Origin of the sequence: Chitinophaga sp. CC14 (assembly GCF_048957795.1) — a bacterium.
In the GTDB taxonomy this organism is placed as follows: domain Bacteria; phylum Bacteroidota; class Bacteroidia; order Chitinophagales; family Chitinophagaceae; genus Chitinophaga; species Chitinophaga ginsengisegetis.
In genome coordinates, this window is record NZ_JARBFY010000003.1 from 1,987,255 (window position 1) to 2,006,828 (window position 19,574).

Annotated in this window: 10 protein-coding genes; all 10 read left to right on the forward strand. The window is 46.9% G+C overall.

The annotated features are described in order from the left end of the window. The first annotated feature begins 51 nt into the window (after positions 1-51). The 10 genes from PV783_RS18045 to PV783_RS18090 all read left to right on the forward strand — a co-directional run bounded on the left by PV783_RS18045 (position 52) and on the right by PV783_RS18090 (position 19,568). A complete protein-coding gene (locus PV783_RS18045) occupies positions 52-1,215 on the forward strand; it encodes a FecR family protein (RefSeq protein ID WP_420989046.1) in 1,164 nt (387 codons plus the stop codon). Positions 1,216-1,436: 221 nt separating this feature from the next. Then, positions 1,437-4,733 (forward strand): SusC/RagA family TonB-linked outer membrane protein, encoded by a 3,297-nt coding sequence (locus tag PV783_RS18050; protein WP_420989047.1) that lies wholly within the window; start codon positions 1,437-1,439, stop codon positions 4,731-4,733. 21 nt (positions 4,734-4,754) lie between these two features. Further along, positions 4,755-6,122, forward strand: a complete 1,368-nt coding sequence (locus PV783_RS18055) for a RagB/SusD family nutrient uptake outer membrane protein (RefSeq protein WP_420989048.1) — start codon at positions 4,755-4,757, stop codon at positions 6,120-6,122. A gap of 20 nt (positions 6,123-6,142) precedes the next feature. Next, positions 6,143-7,264, forward strand: a complete 1,122-nt coding sequence (locus PV783_RS18060) for a thioredoxin-like domain-containing protein (protein ID WP_420989049.1) — start codon at positions 6,143-6,145, stop codon at positions 7,262-7,264. Between the two features lie 567 nt (positions 7,265-7,831). Next, complete coding sequence (locus PV783_RS18065) at positions 7,832-7,975, forward strand: hypothetical protein (protein ID WP_168771543.1); 144 nt, start codon at positions 7,832-7,834, stop codon at positions 7,973-7,975. A 7-nt stretch (positions 7,976-7,982) separates the two neighbouring features. Then, positions 7,983-10,424, forward strand: a complete 2,442-nt coding sequence (locus tag PV783_RS18070) for a hypothetical protein (protein ID WP_420989050.1) — start codon at positions 7,983-7,985, stop codon at positions 10,422-10,424. 3 nt (positions 10,425-10,427) lie between these two features. Beyond that, positions 10,428-11,528 (forward strand): hypothetical protein, encoded by a 1,101-nt coding sequence (locus PV783_RS18075; protein ID WP_420989051.1) that lies wholly within the window; start codon positions 10,428-10,430, stop codon positions 11,526-11,528. Continuing rightward, positions 11,528-12,061: a hypothetical protein gene (locus PV783_RS18080; protein ID WP_111580564.1), complete on the forward strand. Its 534-nt coding sequence runs from the start codon at positions 11,528-11,530 to the stop codon at positions 12,059-12,061. The genes PV783_RS18075 and PV783_RS18080 overlap by 1 nt, the downstream gene beginning before the upstream one ends. Further along, positions 12,058-18,747: a hypothetical protein gene (locus tag PV783_RS18085; RefSeq protein ID WP_420989052.1), complete on the forward strand. Its 6,690-nt coding sequence runs from the start codon at positions 12,058-12,060 to the stop codon at positions 18,745-18,747. Before PV783_RS18080 ends, PV783_RS18085 begins: the two co-directional genes overlap by 4 nt. A 29-nt stretch (positions 18,748-18,776) precedes the next feature. After that, the gene (locus tag PV783_RS18090) at positions 18,777-19,568 is read left to right on the forward strand and encodes a hypothetical protein (RefSeq protein WP_420989053.1); all 792 of its coding nucleotides are present in this window, start codon (positions 18,777-18,779) and stop codon (positions 19,566-19,568) included. Positions 19,569-19,574: the final 6 nt, after the last annotated feature.

Consider the following 19,574-nt stretch of genomic DNA (forward strand, 5'->3'; position numbering starts at 1 on the left):
CCGGTTGTCAGTAATGTAAATAGGACCACTTTATCTTATCAAACCACCAATATGCAAAGAGCAAGATGGGAATATTTGCTTAACCGGTTTTATAACCAGACCGCCCCGCCTGAAGAGAAAGCTGAATTAATGGCGGCGTTGCGGGAAGGTGAGCCCGATGAAGCAATACTGGATGAATTAATGGCCAGGCACACAACAGACATCACGTTGCCCGCCGCTGCGGCTGATGAATTGTATCAACAGATCCTGGCGCAGCTGCCGGCAGCAACGCCACCGGTAAAACAAATGTTTGCCCGGAAGTGGTGGTGGGCGGCAGCCGCAGGGCTGTTCCTGCTGGGAAGTACGGCTTATTTTCTTCGTGACCATAGCCGCCCGCCGGCGCCGCAGTTTGCAAAAAAGACAGACGTGCCGCCAGGTACAAATAAAGCCGTGCTTACACTGGCAGATGGTACACAGGTAGTGCTGGACAGCAGCGGCAAACAGCTGATTCAGCAGGGGAATACTGCTATCAGTCAAAATGCGGGGGAGCTGAAGTATGACGTGAAAGCCGCCGGCAGTGAAGTGAGCTACAATGTACTCACCACACCACGGGGAGGACAGTTCAGGTTAGTACTGCCGGATAATTCAGCGGTATGGCTTAATGCGGCTTCCTCTATCCGTTATCCTACTGCATTTACCGGTAAAGAGCGATTGGTAACAGTTACGGGAGAAGCTTACTTTGAAGTGGCGCCAATGCCCGGACAACCATTCCGGGTGAGCCTTCCGGCAGGCGTTTCCGTGGAAGTACTGGGAACACACTTTAACGTGAACGCGTATACGGAGGAAAGCAGTATCCAGACCACCCTGACCGATGGGCGCGTACAGGTGGTGAAAGGCAGTGATAAAATATTGCTGCAGCCGGGGCAACAGGCGCAGGCAAATCCCCGTACTGCCGGCGTAGTAATCAAATCGCTCACACCCGCAGCGCTATCGCAGGTGATAGCCTGGAAGAACGGCATTTTTGATTTTGAAAAGATGGACCTGGAAGAAGTATTACGACAGGTATCGCGCTGGTACGATGTGGAAGTGATTTACAAAGGACCTGTACCGCACCGCATCTTTGGCGGCCAGTTATCAAGAAACCTCCACCTCTCCGATATCGTAGAGGTGATGCGCATGATGAAAGTAAATGTACATATAGAAGAAGGAAAGCGGCTGGTAGTACAGTCGCAGTAATACAAACGAAAACCGCCCCGGGGGCAACCGGAGCGGTAAGTAGCCTGGTTACTTAAATAGAAAAGTCTGGGTAGACTCATTATTAATCAACCATTAACTATTGCAAAAGTATGCAAATTTATGCGCTTTGTAAGGGCCATCCCATGTCTGGCCCTTTGGGACGTTCCAAAAAATCAACCAGTGGAACCAAGAGCAGTTTCCTGGCTAAAATCATCCGGGTTATGCGATTCACCGCTTATCTCCTGTTAGTTTGTTGTTTACATGTATCCGCCAAAGTGGTATCACAAACAATGACACTGAATGCTAATAACATTCCATTGAACCAGGTTTTTTCAGAGATCCGGAAGCAAACCGGCTACCTCGTATTTTACGACCTGGAATTAATTAAAGCCACGACGCCGGTTTCGGTGGCGGTAAAAGATATTCCCCTGGAAGCCTTTCTGACAGGGATATTAAAAGACCGCTCCCTGGTATACAGTATCCGGGATAAAAATATTATTATCCGGGAGAAGGAAATTGTGCCGGAAGCTGTTATTGACCAGGGTGCAGTAACAGGGATCATCATCGCTGTGGATGGCTCTCCCTTGCCCGGCGCCAACATCCGCGTAAAAGGAACGGTTGATTATGTGAGTACCGACGCTTCCGGTAAGTTCTCCATTAAAGCCAAACCAGGCGAAACGTTGCAGATCACTTTTATCGGTTTTCAAACAAGAGAAGTAATAGTGCCGCCTGCCGGTACACCGATGCGCGTGGTGATGGAAGCATCCGTGAGCGCACTGGATGAAAAAATAGTACAGGCGTACGGCTTCACTTCAAAGCGTATGGCCACAGGTAATATTGATAAAGTAGGCGGGAAAGAATTAAACCAGGCGCCTGTATCCAATGTGCTCGCGGCTTTACAGGGCCGAACGCCCGGCGTAATCATTACACAAACCACCGGTGTGACCGGCGCAGGATTTAAAGTGGAGATCCGCGGCCGTACACAGGTCGACAAATACAACAGTGCCAGTAATGAACCGCTTTTTATATTGGATGGTATTCCGCTGGCCGCCAACAATGCCAACATAAACCTGCTGCAATCTGCTATCTCTGCCTATTCATCTACCGGTCTTAGTCCGATTAACAGCATCAACATGGCGGATATAGAAAGCATAGAAATTCTGAAAGATGCAGACGCCACGGCTATTTACGGCAGCCGCGGCGCCAATGGCGTGGTGCTCATCACTACGCGCCGTGGCAAGGCCGGCGCCACCCGCTTTAATCTTAATATTACTTCCGGCGGGAGCCGTGCTAAAATCCCGGATTTGCTGAGTACAAAAGATTACGTGGCCATGCGTAATGAAGCCTTTGCCAATGATAACAAAGTAAAAACCATCGCTAACGCATACGACCTGCTGGTATGGGATACCACGCGCGATAATAATCTTGCCAAACAACTGATAGGCGGTACCGCCACTACTACCAATGCGCAGGCGTCTATCTCCGGCGGATCGGAGCTGGTACAATACCTCGCAGGCGGTGGCTACTACCGTGAAACAGATGTGTATCCCGGTAAATTTCCCAACACCCGGGCTTCCGGCCAGTTGAATCTGAACACCCGTTCCAACGATCGTAAGTTCAACGGCGCTTTCCGCGCAAATTATTCTTCCAGTAAAAATACTACCAGCAGCAGGGATCTCGCAGGCTCTATTACCATGCCGCCTAATTACGCACTCTATGATTCTGCCGGTGGACTAATGTGGAATGAAAAAGGCATCTCGATGGATAACCCCCTGGCCTATATGCTTCAGAAATATTCCGCGACCACTGAAAGCCTTATGGCCGATGCGCTGCTTTCGTATATGATACTGCCGGGCCTTACTATCCGCAGCAGTATTGGCTATAACGCCATGACGGTAAATGAACTGAGCCTCGTACCTAAAACCGCGCAGAATCCGCAAACACCAGACCTCACGGGCAGAGCTGCTTTTGGGAATAATAATTTCAAAAGCTGGATTGTGGAGCCACAGGCGGAATATGCCACCTCATTTGGTAAAAGCAGGCTGGATATCCTTGCCGGCGCTACTTACCAGAGCCAGCAAAACAAAGGCTACAGCTTCACCGTAAAAGGATATACCAGTGATGAATTCCTGGGATCAATGACAGGCATTCCCGCCAATGCTTTTATAAGCCCTTCCAGCATTTCAAGCGAGTACAAATACCAGGCATTTTTTGGTCGTGTTAATTATAACTATGACGATAAATATATCCTGAACTTTTCCGGCAGAAGAGATGGCTCCAGCCGTTTCGGACCAAACTACCGCTTCTCCAACTTTGGGGCAGTGGGGGGAGCCTGGTTATTATCCGGCGAACCTTTTATGCAGGCTGTGCCCGTGATCAGCTTTGCGAAGCTGCGCGCCAGCTACGGCATTACCGGTAATGATAAGATAGGTGATTATAAATATCTTGATGCCTATACTTCTTATATCTTTTATCCCACGTATGGCAATCAGACTGCTTTTACTCCTTCCGCCCTGTTTAAACCAGACCTGCATTGGGAAAAGAACCTGAAGCTGGAAGTCGCGCTGGAAACGGGATTCCTGAAAGACAGGATCCTGTTTTCCGCGGCCTGGTACCGCAACCGCTCCAGTGATCCGCTGGTACAATATCCGTTGCCGGGTATTACCGGCTTTAGCACCATCACCGCCAACCTCGCGGGAGTACTGGTACAGAACAGGGGATTTGAATTTACCTTTACCAGCAATAATATCCGGAAGAAAAATTTTGAGTGGGTGACGCATTTTAATCTCACTCTTCCTGATAATAAACTGCTGCGTTTTGATGGACTGGACCAGACTTCTTATGCTTCTTCTTACCAGATAGGAAGGTCGCTGAACCTGGTATACATTGCCAGGTATGCCGGTATAGATCCCAACACAGGTTTATATACTGTTGAAGACCTCAATAAGAACGGCACCTTCCAGGTGAGTGCAAACACTTCCGGCGGAGATCTGCAGCCGTTGTTTGATACCGATCCGGCATACTATGGCGGTATGACCAACACCATCCGCTTTAAACGGTTAACGCTCGATTTTCTCTTACAGTTTACCAAACAGAAAGGGGTGAACTGGATGTCGTATATGACTTCCGGCTTTACTTATTTACCTGCGGGTGCTATGCAAAATCTGCCTTATGAAGCGATGGACACCTGGAAACATCCCGGGGATGATGCGGCCTATCAGAAACTGATTACCGCCAACAGCGGCGCATCTAATTCTTTGTCCGGCTGGAATGCAGCTTTCTATTCCGATCTCAGATATGGCGATGCGTCTTTCCTGCGTCTTAAAAACATCTCGCTTTCCTGGGAGCTGCCTGCCGGCTGGTTGAAGAAAGCCAGGATCAGCAATCTGAGGGTATACGGACTTGCACAGAACCTGCTCACCTGGACGCCCATGAAGGTAGTGGATCCCGAAACGGCGTGGCTGAACAGACTGCCGCCATTACGAACTATCACCGCAGGTTTGCAGGTTGGTTTTTAAATCATTTTAACAGCGAATAACATGACAATGAATTTCCGATATAAATTTTTACTGGCAACGCTGATGCTGGGAGTTTCCTGCAATAAATTTGTAGACGTAGCGCTTCCCAACAGCCAGATTAGTACAGCCGCTGCTTTTGCTGACGATGAAAAAGCCAATTCGTCGATGCGTGGTGTTTATGCCAGTACCCAGAATGTGTGGGGCAGCGGGCCTTTCAGCGGTACGCTTTCTTCCTGCCTGGGGATTGCATCCGATGAACTGAAATGTGTTACCTATAACGACGACAACCAGGCGTTTGTGGATAATAATCTCACCGCCTCCTCCAGCGGAGTGAATACCATCTGGGCGGGTTTGTATAATATGCTGTACCAGGTAAACGTGCTGCTGGAAAATGTAGCAGCAGCACCCGGCGTATCTGCGCCGGTGAAACGGCAGTTGCTTGGAGAAGGACATTTTCTCCGCGCATATTGCTATTTCTATTTAGTGAATTCATTCGGCGATGTGCCTATGCCCGTTACATCCGACTACCGGACTAACGCGCTGCTGGCACGCATGCCCGTTGATAAAGTGTATGACCTTATACTTAGCGACCTGGCCTATGCGCAGGAAAATGCAGGCACCGTATTTACAGAGGCGGGTAAGCGGATCCGCGCCAATAAATGGACTGCCACCGCTTTGTTAGCCAGGGTACAGTTGTACCGTAAGAATTGGGCGGAAGCCGAAAAGCAGGCCACTGCAGTGATAGCTGCCGGTCCGTATGCCATAGATTCCCTGAAGAACGTATTCCTGCTCACATCACAGGAAGCTATCTTTCAGTTTGCCAACGCAGGTACCAACAATTATACGATGGAAGGAAGCCGGATGACTGGGAGTCTTACCAATCCCGTTTTCCGTTTCACTACCTGGCTGGCCGGATCCTTTGAAGCAGGGGATCTGCGGCTGTCTGCCTGGACGCTTAAAGCATCCAATGGAGATACGGCGTATTATAAATACAAAGCCTTGAATAATGGCAGCAACGAAGCCGTAGTGATGTTCCGCCTGGCAGAGCAGTACCTGATCCGTGCAGAAGCCAGGGCGCAGCAAAACAAGCTGGCAGATGCGATTGCAGATATTGATGTGATACGTAAACGCGCAGGCATTCCCTTACTGGCTGACGTGAATCCAGGTATCGCCAAAGAAGCGCTGTTACAAATGATTTACAAGGAAAGGATGACAGAGCTGTTTGGTGAGCAGGGACATCGCTGGTTTGATGTGAAACGCACCGGGCAGGCAGATGCCTTGTATCCCATCCGTAAAACGCGGTGGCGTAAAGAAGCTATCCTGTTGCCCATTCCTCTCGGCGACAGGCAAAAGAATCCAAATCTTACACAGAACGAAGGTTACGAGTAATCAACTAAAAAAAACATCTCATGAAAAATATTCTCAGCATTTTTATATTACTTCCGGGCTTTGCAATGGGCCAGCAACAAAACTTCCACCTGAAAGGAACAGTGGAAGAATGGAAAGGAAAAGACTCCGTATTTATCTATTATCTGCGGGATAACAAACAGGTAACAGATTCCACGGTTGCCACAGACGGACACTTTGAGTTCAAAGGAAGTATCAGTCAGCCGGTGTTATCCTACATTGCCCTGCATAAACCAATCAAGCCAACGGAGATCCGTGATAACTACCGCTTTTATCTCGAAGAAGGTAACATCCGGCTCCACGCAAAGGATTCCCTTCGCAACAGCATCATCACTTCAGGTAAAGTAAATGCAGATTACCAGGAACTGGAAAAAGCGATAGCTGTTACTTCCAAACGGCTGCTGGCCCTTAAAATGGAAGCCGTTAAAAGCACCCCAGAACAACGCAAAACGCCCGCCTTTGCTGCGCTGGAAAAGGAATACTATACCGGCCTGGATTCTATGGAAGCAATACGTATCCGGTTTATTAAAACGCATCCTGCTTCGTTTATGTCGCTGGAGGCGTTAAATGTTATAGCCGGTAACACCATGCAGTTTCAGAAAACCGCCCCGCTCTTTGAAAAGCTGTCGCCTTCCTTAAAACAAACGCCATTGGGAAAAGATTTTGCCAGTCGCCTTGAAACAGCGAAGAAAACGCTGACCGGCGTAGTGATGCCTTCCTTTACGTCGCTGGATACCGCGCGTAAAGAAGTACATCTTAAAGAAGTGGTGCAACACGCCAAAGTAACGCTGGTAGATTTCTGGGCCAGCTGGTGTGCGCCCTGCCGGGCAGAAAACCCTAATGTGGTAAAGGCATTCAATGCGTTTCATGAAAAAGGATTTGATATCATCAGCGTATCACTGGATGATAACGCTGATCGCTGGAAAGCCGCTATCATAAAGGACGGTATGCCCTGGCATCATGTTTCCGGGTTAAAAAAATGGGACGAACCGGTAGCGCAGTTTTTTGGTATACAGGGCATCCCTGATAATTTCCTGCTTGATGAACAGGGAAGAGTGATTGCGCGGGGATTGAAGGGAGTGGAGTTGTATAATAGGATTGCCGGGTTGTTGGAGAAGAAATAGTATTCTTGAAAGAAAGGTGTACCTCCTGTGAAGAAGTTCATGGAAGGTATACCTTTCTCATTTCAGGAAAAGTGTATAATAACGGGACATGAGTAGTTGTTCCTGTTAGTAAACTAATCTTGTGCAGATACCGGATTCTTTTTCTACTCCCAAAGACTACGCACATACAATACGTTGCCGCTTCTTACTTTTATATTGTCAGTAACATATTTTACACTAACGTGTTATTGAAATCCAAAAATGGTGTGAGTACCTTGCAAATAATTAGAGTCATGTAGCCAAGGTGGTCAGCCCACTATATTTTGTTTGTCCTTATCGTCTATTTTGAAATGTTATACCATGAAATATTTGTTGTTAATCCTCTATGTCGTCTGTGCAATGTATACTACTATTCAGGTACCCGTCAGCTTTCCGGGGAATACTATTTATCTAAAGGGAAAGGGGATTGATATTGTGCATACCATCAGTGGTGTTGGTGGTATACCTGTGTAATCTGAAGTGCGATCAGGCATTTGTTTTTATTCTACCGGCGTTCCCCCAATGCCGGCTGGCATTAACTCTTATACCATGAAGCTTCGTTTATCTTTCTTATTTATTAAGTTATCCCTTACTACTCCGGCCAAAACCGCGCTCCGGGAAAGTGGAGATATACTGAAAATTGAACCCGGCCTATGGCGCTTTATAAATGCACTCATCTTACAGGAAAACTGAACATCCTATGAGCAATTCATTGAAAACTTTTTATCTCTTGTTTTTTATCAGCCTGCTGCCGGTGGTTTCTATGGCGCAACAGGCGTATAACACACTGCTCAGGACAAATCCGGCTTTACAAACAGCGTTGATAGACTCTCTGAACAGCAAGGTAAAATTAACAGGGAAAAGCAATCCCGGGAAATTAGCGCCCGTGTTAAACGATACCGCCCGTCAGCTTTTTTACAGGCATGTTAACTCGGTATATGGGCCCAGGCAGTTGCAGCAGTTAAGCCGCAGCTACCAGATGTTTGGAGATACTGCTAAGATATCTTCTTATGTAGCCGGAAAATTAAGGGGATTCTATGCGCTCAGGAATGAATCCGAAGCATCGGCCTTTATGAAGGCCGGCGCATATGATAATCATTTTAAGTTATTGTCCGGCAGTGCTTTTTATGATAATACGCCGGGAGCAGTGGTGAAATCCGGTATTGGCGTACAGCTGGAAGATATGGTGGTAGTGGGCAATATCCCGGTGAATATTGTTTATAACAGCCTGGCAGGAACATCCCCGTTTGATAATGCCCTGATGGGACAACAACTGAAGAAATTTTCATTTGATAAAGATGCTTACCTGGAAAGGATGAACGGGTATCTTAACAAAACATACGATCTTAAAAAATATTTCCTGGGTGATATTGATGTAACAACCGCTGTTAAATCTTTTGCCTCAAAACAGCTCACTGATATACAGGATGAAATGAAAGCAATGGCAGATCCTCTTCAGGCCACCGCATTTAATAACCTGACAACCCCGGAGCAATTGATTTTCCTGGATAGCAGCCAGATAAGACAGCTGTTGTTGAACGATAAAACCTTGCAGCTTACAGATGAGGATCTGAAAGGAACTATTACTGCCGGTATGGACTCGGTATCTGCCCACGGGAAAACCGTGATGGCCGCGCGCCATTACCTCAGCAGGATTGAAACATTGAAAACCTCTGTGGCACAGGGCTTACAGGCCAGGGAAACACTGTCTGCCGAGCATAAGGCTACCGGTGATATCCGGCAGCGCCTCAACGATCCTGAAGCGCAGAAAAGAAGTATTAAAGAATTGTTGCCTCTCAATTTCCTGCAACGGCTGTTACTCCAGGCCAAAAGCCTTAATGTCGGTAACATAGCTGCCAATGGCAGTAAGGGTGGTGTACAGGATCTTTTTATGTCCGGTGTGCAGGGCTCCTTTCTTAATAAAGGCAGTTTTCTTATGCTGGGCCTCGGAACTACCCGGCAGGGAGGTGATATCAGGGATCAGAATTTTAGTTCTTCTCTTGATCCCGGCGCTTACAGCATGCAGTTCCTGCAAATGGGTAAAGGAGATATCAATGAAGCGCACAGCCATGTGGCGTTAATGAATGCCAATACAAAAAATAAGGATTACCGGCAGTTCAGTGCGTCAAGCCTGAAACGTAACATATTCGTTGGAGCTTTTTCTGAAAAAATAGATCTGGGTGAATACGGAAGTATAACAGCAGATATATCGAAGTCGAATAATGAATTCAATAATGCTGCTACCGGAAACAGTTACGCACTTTCATCCAAAACAGCTGCATTCACACTGTTGAACGATTTCTGGCAAACTGTTTCAGCGGGACTGGATTACAGTGGCGAATGGAAAGCCCAGCACATGTCACAGCGGGTGTATCTCAATTACTCCGGGCTGGCCTATACGAACCCCGGGTCGCCGGGCGGCAGCAGGGGAACCGTGCGTTATGGCCTCAATGTAAAGCGGTATTGGAATAAGCGGAAAGTGATGGTGGGATTCAGAACAGATATGCAGGATATGAATACTTCTGCCACTGCGTCTTCCGGGTGGAGGAACAGGCAGTATACGCTGGATACCCGGATAAAAGTAAAAAAGAATTTTTCCCTTTCGGCCCGCATGGGACAATCAACCATGAAGAGCACCTCAGAGCGGTTGCTGGAAACGGGATACCTGAGCAGGCAAATAAATGTTTCGTCACAATTGAGCGGAAAACTGTTTTCGCGGATGCAGAACAATAGCCTCAGTTTTGGGCTGCAACAGATGGATATTTTACCGATGAAAAGCCTGCTGGTTAACCTGAATGTCAATCACAGTGTGGTGATAAACAGCCATGTGCTTACAGTTTCCCTGTTTTATAATAAAGATGTGAAGGATCAGGCGCTCTATGGTAATCTTTTTACTGCAGAAACAGGATGGAGTTACCAGTTGGGTAAAATCTGGTCATGTATCAGTGGCATTAATTATCTCGATAATAAAAATGTGGTGCGGCAGATAGGCGTACGGCAAACTGTTAGCGCTGCATTGCTGGAACGGCTACAGGTAAATCTGTATGCAGACTGCAGAAAGCAATTGCTGAACACCCCGCAAAATTATCTTTTTGGCAACATCAGCACGCAGCTGGCTTTAAATTACCAATTGAACAGATAGTATATGAAGAGGCTTACATATTGGATCATAGGATGTTTACTGTTGATAAGTGCGCAGGTAACTGCACAGGTATCATTTGTATTTCTGCCTGAAGTACAGGGACGAACGATGGATGGTCTTTTCCAGGTAAGAATTGCCGGTACTGCTGCGCAAAGACTGGTAGCCAGTTTGCAGATAACGGTGACGGCGCCGAAAGAAGGACGTATCGTGACTATTAAAACAAAACCATTTGAAGTAAAACCCGGCGTGAATCCATTGCCGCCGGGGTTGATAACCGGCGCCGGTATTAATTTCGGCAACAATAAAATTGCAACGATCTGCCGCCAGTCGGGTTACTTCACAGAAGGAGATTATGAGTATTGCTTTGAATTGCTGGATGAGGGTGGCCATACAGGTGAAACACTCGGTATGCAGTGTTTTGATTACTATTTGCAACCTTTTTCGCCGTTGCTGTTAAGTAGTCCGGCAGATGAGGATGATATCTGTGATAAGCGTCCGTCGCTTTACTGGCAGCCATTGCTACCTGCGATACCGGGCTTGCAGTACCGGCTGGTGCTGGCAGAGTGGAAGCCGGACCAGGCTAAAGTGGAAGCACTCAGGTATAATTTCCCGGTAATCAACCAGCAATATATCAATTTACCCATGCTTTTCTTCCCGCCATCCGCTAAAGCATTGGAAGAAGGACATCAATATGTATGGCAGGTTACTGCATACAAAGAAGGAATGATACTGGCCACTTCTGAAATATGGACTTTTAAAGTGAGCTGCACCGACAGTGTGAAACCATTTACACCGGAGAGTTTCCGTGATATCAGGGATCTGGATAAGGGGAATTTTTATGTGGCCCGTGGTAAAGTACTGTTTGCCCTGCAAAACATCTATGCGAAAACCACGCTGCAATACCAGATCACAGGTATAACGGATCCTAAAAAAGTAATCCGCAAGCTCCCGGAAGTGAAGCTGGAGAATGGGAACAACCATGTAATAATAGATATTTCCGACAACAGGTCATTCGTAGATGGCTATTATTATCAGCTAACGGTTAAGCTCCCGGATGGCGAAGTAAAACAACTTAGATTTCTCTATAAAAGTGAAACAGAATAATGGGAAAGGTTTTGAATTTAATAGGACTTGTGGTACTGTCAATATCTGCCTGTCGCCCGGGCGGCACCGATCTCAAAGCCATCATGAATGATCCGGCCAGTGGGTTGCACCAGGAAAAACGTATAGGCAATACCGTAGTAACATTTAACTATTTGCCGGAGTGCTGGGAGCGTGTAAATGGAGGGAAAGGAAAAGAAGGTTCCCCGGAAATGTGTTTTAAGATAAATGTGTTTTCGCCCGGAAACGAGGCCGGCATGAGGAAGAAAGAAGCTCCGGGCGCCAGTTATGGGCTGGATTCCGTTTTTCAGCTGGTGCTCAATCATGATACGCTGGCGCCATTGCAGGCCCAACGCATTGCCAACGGTAATATGAAAGGAATTGAATACCTGGTAATTTTTGAGAGACGCCCGCTGAGTAGTGTGCAGGCTGCTGCATTTATCTACAAGGACTGGTTATTTACATCTACCAGGCTGGTATTCCCGCTACAAAAAAATTATCTCCAGAAATCAGATTCTATAAGCTGCAGGTTATGATTATTCAAAATATAAAGATTAAAAAGGCGCTGGCATTTTTTTTCCTGTTTCTCCTGACTGCGGAGATGTTGTTGCCGCTTCATTCACTGGCCCTGACTTCAGGACCGGCACAACCGGAGCACAAGCAATTTGCGCCGTATGGCACAAACGATATGGTAGACCTGTTTTCAGGAGCCTTCAAATACAACATCCCCTTACTGGATGTTGATGGTTACCCTGTTAACCTGAATTACGCTTCCGGTGTGGGAATCGACGATGAAGCCAGCTGGGTGGGACTTGGCTGGAACCTCAACGTGGGCGCCGTTAACCGGCAACTGCGTGGCGTGCCGGACGACTTTGCCGGCGACACTATTGCTACCACGCATTTTACTGCCGATAAAATTACATACGGTGGACGGGGTACAGTAAGACTGGAACTGAAAGGTGGCGACGTGGCGAAAGTATCCGGATCTATTTCATTGGGAGTTTTTAGTGATAGCTACACCGGGATGGGAGCGGAGTTTGGCGTAAATGCCGGTTTAAGTTTGGGAGATGTGAACAGCGGATATCTTACCGGAGGTTTGAACGCAGGAGTAAACTCAAATACCAGCAGTGGCGTAAGCGTTTTTGGAGGCTTGTCTATGAACGCTCATATGGCTGGCAATTCAACCAATTTATCGGGCGTTTCTGCAAATCTCAGTTATAATACCAGGGAAGGGTACAAAGAAATGGCGCTGTCAAAGACTTTTCTCCCTGGAGAACTGGCCCCGGGAGTAGGTGTTACCTACTCTTATAACACACCGCCGTTCAGTCCGCGGATTGGTTTCGGGTATAAATCTTCCAACCAATCTTATTCCATTACAATTGGGGGGCATGCTTTTACCGTTTTTGCCGGAGGTGGACTAACCGGGTATATGAGTAAGCAATCCCTGCTTACGAATAAACTGATGACACCAGAGTATGGTTATTTGTACGCCGACAGGGGAACGAAGGATGGTAATGCGGTGATGGATTTTTTACGTGAAAAAGATAATCCCGTTATTCCCGGCCTGCCTAACCTCGCTGTACCGGTTAATACCCCTGATGTTTTTTCCTACACCAACCAGGCTGGCAGCGGACAGTTCAGGCTGCAGCGGGGCAATTCCGGGGTAGTGTTTGACCCCAGGGCAGAAGACCAGTCGGGGAATTTTTCTATAGGTGCGGATTATGGATTTGGAGGGTATTTTCATGGTGGTGTAACCATTTATGATCAGAATGTTACCAATGTTACCAGGAAATGGACAAAAGACAATTCATTTCTTCTCATTGCAGACTACTATGCAGATCCTGCCAAAGTAATGGAAGAACAAACCTATTTTAAAATGATGGGTGAGCAAACGGCAGAAGATACAGGGTATGTAAAAAGTATACAGGGAGAAAAAATGGTAGCGGTATCACTTGATGGCCGAAAATCACAAAAAAAGATACACGATAAGTATGGGAATGAATACCCGCAGACGGGATTAAAGAAAACCGACCGCCAGCTGAGAAACTCGCCGGTGAGCTATCTTACAGCCGGTGAAGCGATGCTTACAAATAATAACAGCTTTAAGTCCTATAAATTTTATGATACCACTTTAAGCACGCCTCCTGCCTGCGGACCGGAAGTAGTGAACACGTTCTTCAGAAATGATCCTACCAGGAAAAGACATCATATTTCAGAAATTACGGTAACTGAAAATGACGGCAAAAGAGCCGTATACGGTTTGCCTGTTTATAACCTGCAACAGGATGAATTTACATTTGCAGTAAATCCCACCTATAAAAACAATGCAGCCGATGTTGCGAAGAACCTGATCGGAATGGATGTTGACAGCGATGGGGAAATAGTACATGATTTTGGAAGGGACAAATATTACAAGCATGAAAAACAGCCGCCATACGCGTCATCCTATCTGCTTACGGCGATATTAAGTCCCGACTACGTAGATGTTACAAACAACGGTATAACAGATGATGATCTTGGTACCGCTGTAAAGTTCAATTATTCCAAAGTGCCGGGCAGTTACGGCTGGCGTGCCCCGCTGGACGCCGGTAAAGCGTTATATAACCGTGGATTGAATGCAGATGCGGAAGATGATAAAGGAAGCGTAATTTATGGCAAGAAGGAACTTTGGTATCTCAGCTCAATAGAAACCAAAACAAAAATTGCCTATTTCCTTACGGCAGACAGGGATGATGCGCTCGGCGTGAGCGACGTATACGGCCACCGCGATAATACCGTTAAGCAACGTAAGCTGAAGGAGATCAGGTTGTATTCCAAAAGCGATCTTACACGTCCTATAAAAACGGTTCACCTCGATTATAACAACAATTTGTGTCCCGGCGTACCTAATAATAGCCTGGGGGGTGGTAAAAACACTTTGAAGAGTGTGTATTTTACCTACGCATCTTCCACGAAAGGAAGGAATCATCCCTATGAGTTTGAATATAGTTACAACCAGTCTTATGCTTATTTGTCCACCGACCGCTGGGGTGTTTTTAAAGGAACAGGCTTGAATCCCGGCAGCATGCGGAATGATGAATTCCCCTATACTATACAGAACCAGGCTGCTGCCAACAATAACGCGCGCCTGTGGAACCTGTCAGCAATAAAATTGCCTACAGGAGGAAGGATTGAAGTGGAGTACGAATCGGGTGACTATGCGTATGTGCAGGACCGGAAGGCGATGCAGATGGTGGATATCAAAGCGTTTATTACCGACAGTGTTGGTAACTCGGCCAGTAATCTTAAAGAAGCACACGGTATAAAAATACCTACTCCCGGCCCCTTGCGGGGAGTGAATGACGCGGCCATACTTCAGAACTTTGTGAACGATTATCTTAACGGCCGGAATGATTTTTATGCACGTATAAACGTAAACGTTACAGATAAACCGGAGGAAACAGCAGATACTTTTTTTGATAACATTTCCTGCTATGGAGAAGTAGTAAAGGTTAAGAACAATGGGGATGGGACCACTAATGTACTCTTTAAAGATCTCACAGAGGGGAGGGTGACCGCCAATCCATTTATAATGGCGGCCTGGCAAAAAATGAGGCTGGAATATCCGAAGTATGCGTACCCCGGTTTTGAAGACAGGATCCAGGACGAGCCAGGTATTGAACGGGCTTTAACGGCCATCGTGAATGCAATCGGGAACCTGGCCGAGCTAAAGAAGAACTTTAATGAACGTGCAAGGGATAATAATTTTGCCACAAAGGTCAATATTGGTAAAAGCTTTGCCCGCGTAGTAAAAGCGGATGGCATTAAGTTAGGAGGACCGGCAAGGGTAAAAAAAATACGGATGTTTGATGGCTGGGATGTAATGAGTGGTAGCACCGCTCCGGCAGCGGCCTATGGGCAACAGTATGAGTACAGAACTACTAATGCATCCGGACAAACCATCAGCAGTGGCGTAGCATCCTATGAGCCGTCTATTGGCCCGGATGAAAACCCAATGCGGATGCCAGTGCCTTACAGCCAGGAATCCAAAGGCACGCTGACCAATTATTTCTACCTCGAAGAACCTTTTGGAGAAAGTTTGTTCCCGGCCCCGCAAATAGGCTACAGCAACGTGATTATACGCGACCTGGACGCTGCGGGTAATGCCGATCCGCAAAAGAATACCGGTTGGATCCAGCAGGAATTTTACACCGCAAAAGACTACCCCGTAATAACAGAGGTGCAGGCAAGACCCGATGTAGAACGGAAAGGTCCGGCCGGATGGACCAATTTTGCAGGAGGAAACCAGGTATACGAACTGGGCATGTCGCAAGGGTATGTTATCTGGCTGAATGATATGCATGGTAAACCCAAAGCAGAAAGAGTATTTAATCAGAATGGTTCAGAAATCTCTTCTACTGTTTATTATTATAAATCTGATGCGCTGGATGCGGGCAAGCAAAAGTTAAATAATACGGTAACTACCATAGATGAAAAAGGTACCATTAACCCTGCAGAAGTGATTGGCCGGGAAATAGAACTGGTAGCGGATATGCGTGAACAGGAAACCAGTGATATGGGAACATCCATACAACTGGGAGTAGACGTGATCCCTGTTATAAGCTGGCCACTGCCTATCCCACACTGGCCCCGAAAGGATAACGACAGTTACAAATTATTCAGATCTGCTTCTGTACTTAAAACCGTGCAGCAAACGGGTATATTGGAAAAGGTGGTAAAAACGGTGAATGGTTCTACCATTACTTCTTCCAACCTGGTGTTTGACCGCAATACCGGTCAGCCGGTAGTAACGAGCACCAATAATGAGTTTGATGACCCGGTGTATTCCGTAAATATGCCGGCTTACTGGAGCTATGGAAAAATGGCCGGCGCCTATAAAAACGTCAATGCCATATTAAAGAATTTCACTACCGACGCTAACGGATTGGTGGGAGCCACTTACGCATCTTCCCTGACAGGTGGGGATGAGTTAATTGACCTGCAGGCAAACGGCAAGCGGTATTGGGTAATCAGTAGCCCGACAAGCAGTGATCCTGTAAACCGCATACGATTGATTGACGATGCCGGAAACCTGGTGAAGAGTCTGAGTCACGATGTAAAGGTATATCGTTCCGGTTTCCGGAATCAGCTGGGCGCAACTGCCGGTACGGTGGTAAGTCTTAAGAACCCTTTGGCGGGCGGTAAACTTGCTGTTCTCTCCAACGCGGATAATACTTCTTACAAAGTAATAGATGCGAAGGCGGTATTATACGAAGAAGAATGGGGCGCGAAAATGTGTATCAGTTGTCCGCCAGGATATATAATCAGTTCCGATAGTACCAAATGCCAGTTAATGTCGGTCCGGAATATGAATGATACCCTGACAGTGGTCGAGGTGCCTGACGACGTAAGTACACTCTATGGTATTGATGGGGTAGTTTTCAAAAAATCAGACAATACTACTGTAACGAAGAAAACCAATTTCTGGGGCGGCGCCTGCACTGGTGGCGGAGCATCTTTCAAAACTGCTTCCACAAATGAGGTGAATACAGGTACTCCACAAAGTGAGGGCGACACTGCTTACAAGGCGCAGACGAACACACTTGCTGCCGAGGAGGCAATACCCTGCGGCAGGTTGCACAGATCGGGAGTATGGCTGAACAATGCCCAGTTATTGGTAAATACCTGGATGGGGATGGAGAGCTGCTTTACCGTAACTACTTCCGGAACATATTCGGTGGGTTACGGGTCCGATAACTATATGAGGCTATATATAGATGATGCGCTGAAGGTGGTTACTTCCAACCCGGGAGGATCAGATCTTGCCAACTACCAAAGTTGGACTGTAATAGCGCTTCCGCTTACAGCCGGTTCCCATAAGATCCGTATTGAGTTTTATAATGTTCCTGGCGGAGCTACCGGTAATCCAGGAGCGGTTGGCGTGGAAATATATAACCAATCGCCGGATGTGCTCAGTACCATGACAGACACACAAGCGGAACTCGCTATCCAGTTCTCCACTTTATATCTTGTTAACAGCGCACAGGTGAATACCTATATCCTGGATGCGACTGGAAACCGGAGAATATCCAGGTATTCCTGCATAGCGGATCTTTGTACCTATCCGTATGTATGTGATACCAGGCCCCTTGCAGGAACGATAAATCCGTACCTGGCAGGTATATTGGGTAACTGGCGGGTGTCTGAAGAAAAAACCTATGAAGTGAACCGTACAGATCACCAGATCTTTGCGAATAAGGGCGGCGGACTTAACCTGCGTAGCAGCGGTTATTACAATACGTTTAAATCTTTCTGGTATTATGATATTCCCACGGGGAAATGGGGACCTGTTCCAGCCAATACCAATTGGGTAACCAGCCGGTATGTAACCTTGTATGATCAGTATGGTCAGGAAATGGAGAATAAGGATGCATTGCTCCGGTATAGCAGCGCTGCTTTTGGTTACAGGGGCGTGGTGCCGGTGGCCGTTGCCGGGAATGCGATGAAGCGGGAGGTATTTTATGATGGTTTTGAGGATTATAAGTATAGTGGTCTTTGCGGCGCAGGGTCTTGTAGCATGGATAGTTTTGATATCCGTACGGCGTTAGGCACCAGCTCACTTACCAACCTTAAATCTGATGACGCACATTCAGGTAATTACAGCCTTAAGTTAACCAATACTATTACCCTGAAAGCAATTGTTCACTCACTGGAACACAAGCCGGGCAATGGCAATTACCTGAATAAAGATATGTTCGGCCAGTATATTATTAAACTTACCAAAGGCTTGTACCCGCAGGGATTCCAGCCCCTGCCTGCAAAGAAATATGTTTTCTCTGCCTGGGTAAAGGATGGCAGCACGGGACTGACGATGCCTGCTTTCACGCCGTCTGCTAATGGTACCAACATTGTACTCAAGGTAAAAGCCGCTGTAGAAGGCTGGAAGCTTGTGGAAGGGGAAATTAATGTGGCGTCCGGAGCCACTTCCATACTGGTGTTACTGCCTGCATCCGCATCAGCAGCGGTAGATGATATCCGTATTTTCCCTTACGATGCTACCATTAAAACCTATGCTTACGATGAAAAAACATTGCGCCTGATGGCGGAAATGGATGAGAACAACTTTGCCACTTTCTATGAGTATGATGATGAGGGAACATTGACCAGGGTGAAGAAAGAAACAGACCTCGGTATAATGACCCTCAAAGAAAGCCGCTCAGTGTTTCGTAAAAAAGGTAATTAATAATATTAAACGGATCTGACTCCCTACATATGAAAAAGTTTATCTGGATATTAAAATTCGTTGTGCCGGTATTGATACTCGGAGGCGTTATCATTTCTTTTGCAGGAGTGCCGGGATGGATGAATCCTGCAACCCGCGGGCTGTCAGTAAAGCCAGCTCCCGAAGAGGGCGTTTTACACAGTATGAAAGATGAAAGCGCGCTGCGGCAACTTATCAGCGTATATGCCCATATGGATTCCTGCCAGGAGTTTTACACTGCCGGTACCATATCTGCAAAAGATCCGTCAGATAGTGCCACCAACCTGTACACCGTTTATAGTTTCTGCCGCCGCGGGAATGAATTCTATTACCAGGCAAGTGATGTGGAAACCATTGCGCTAAAGGACATCTTTATCAGTGTAAGTAAGAATGCGAAGAAGATCTTTGTGGGACCCGCCCGGAAGGTACTTCCTCCGTTTCATATGCCTACCGATAGTATTGTCCAGATATGGAGGGATGAAAACTATAAGATCACTGAAGAAATTTCATCCGGAAAAGCCAGTATCAGCATGCGGAACAGCCGGCATATTTCCTGTAAAGAATATCGCTTTGAATATGATCCTGCCACCATGGTGCTGAAAGGCCAGTATATGAGGCTGACGAATCTTCTCGATCCTCTTAATGATCAGATGGATAAAGAGGTGGTGATCACCGTAGACAGGTGGCAGGATGGCGTTATTCCTCAAAAGCTGCTGCAAAAGGAAACGTACCTGCAAAAAGGAGGCGAGGGCTGGGAACCTGCCAGCGCTTATGCCGGTTATACGCTGGTCAGTTTATTTTAGTGTTAA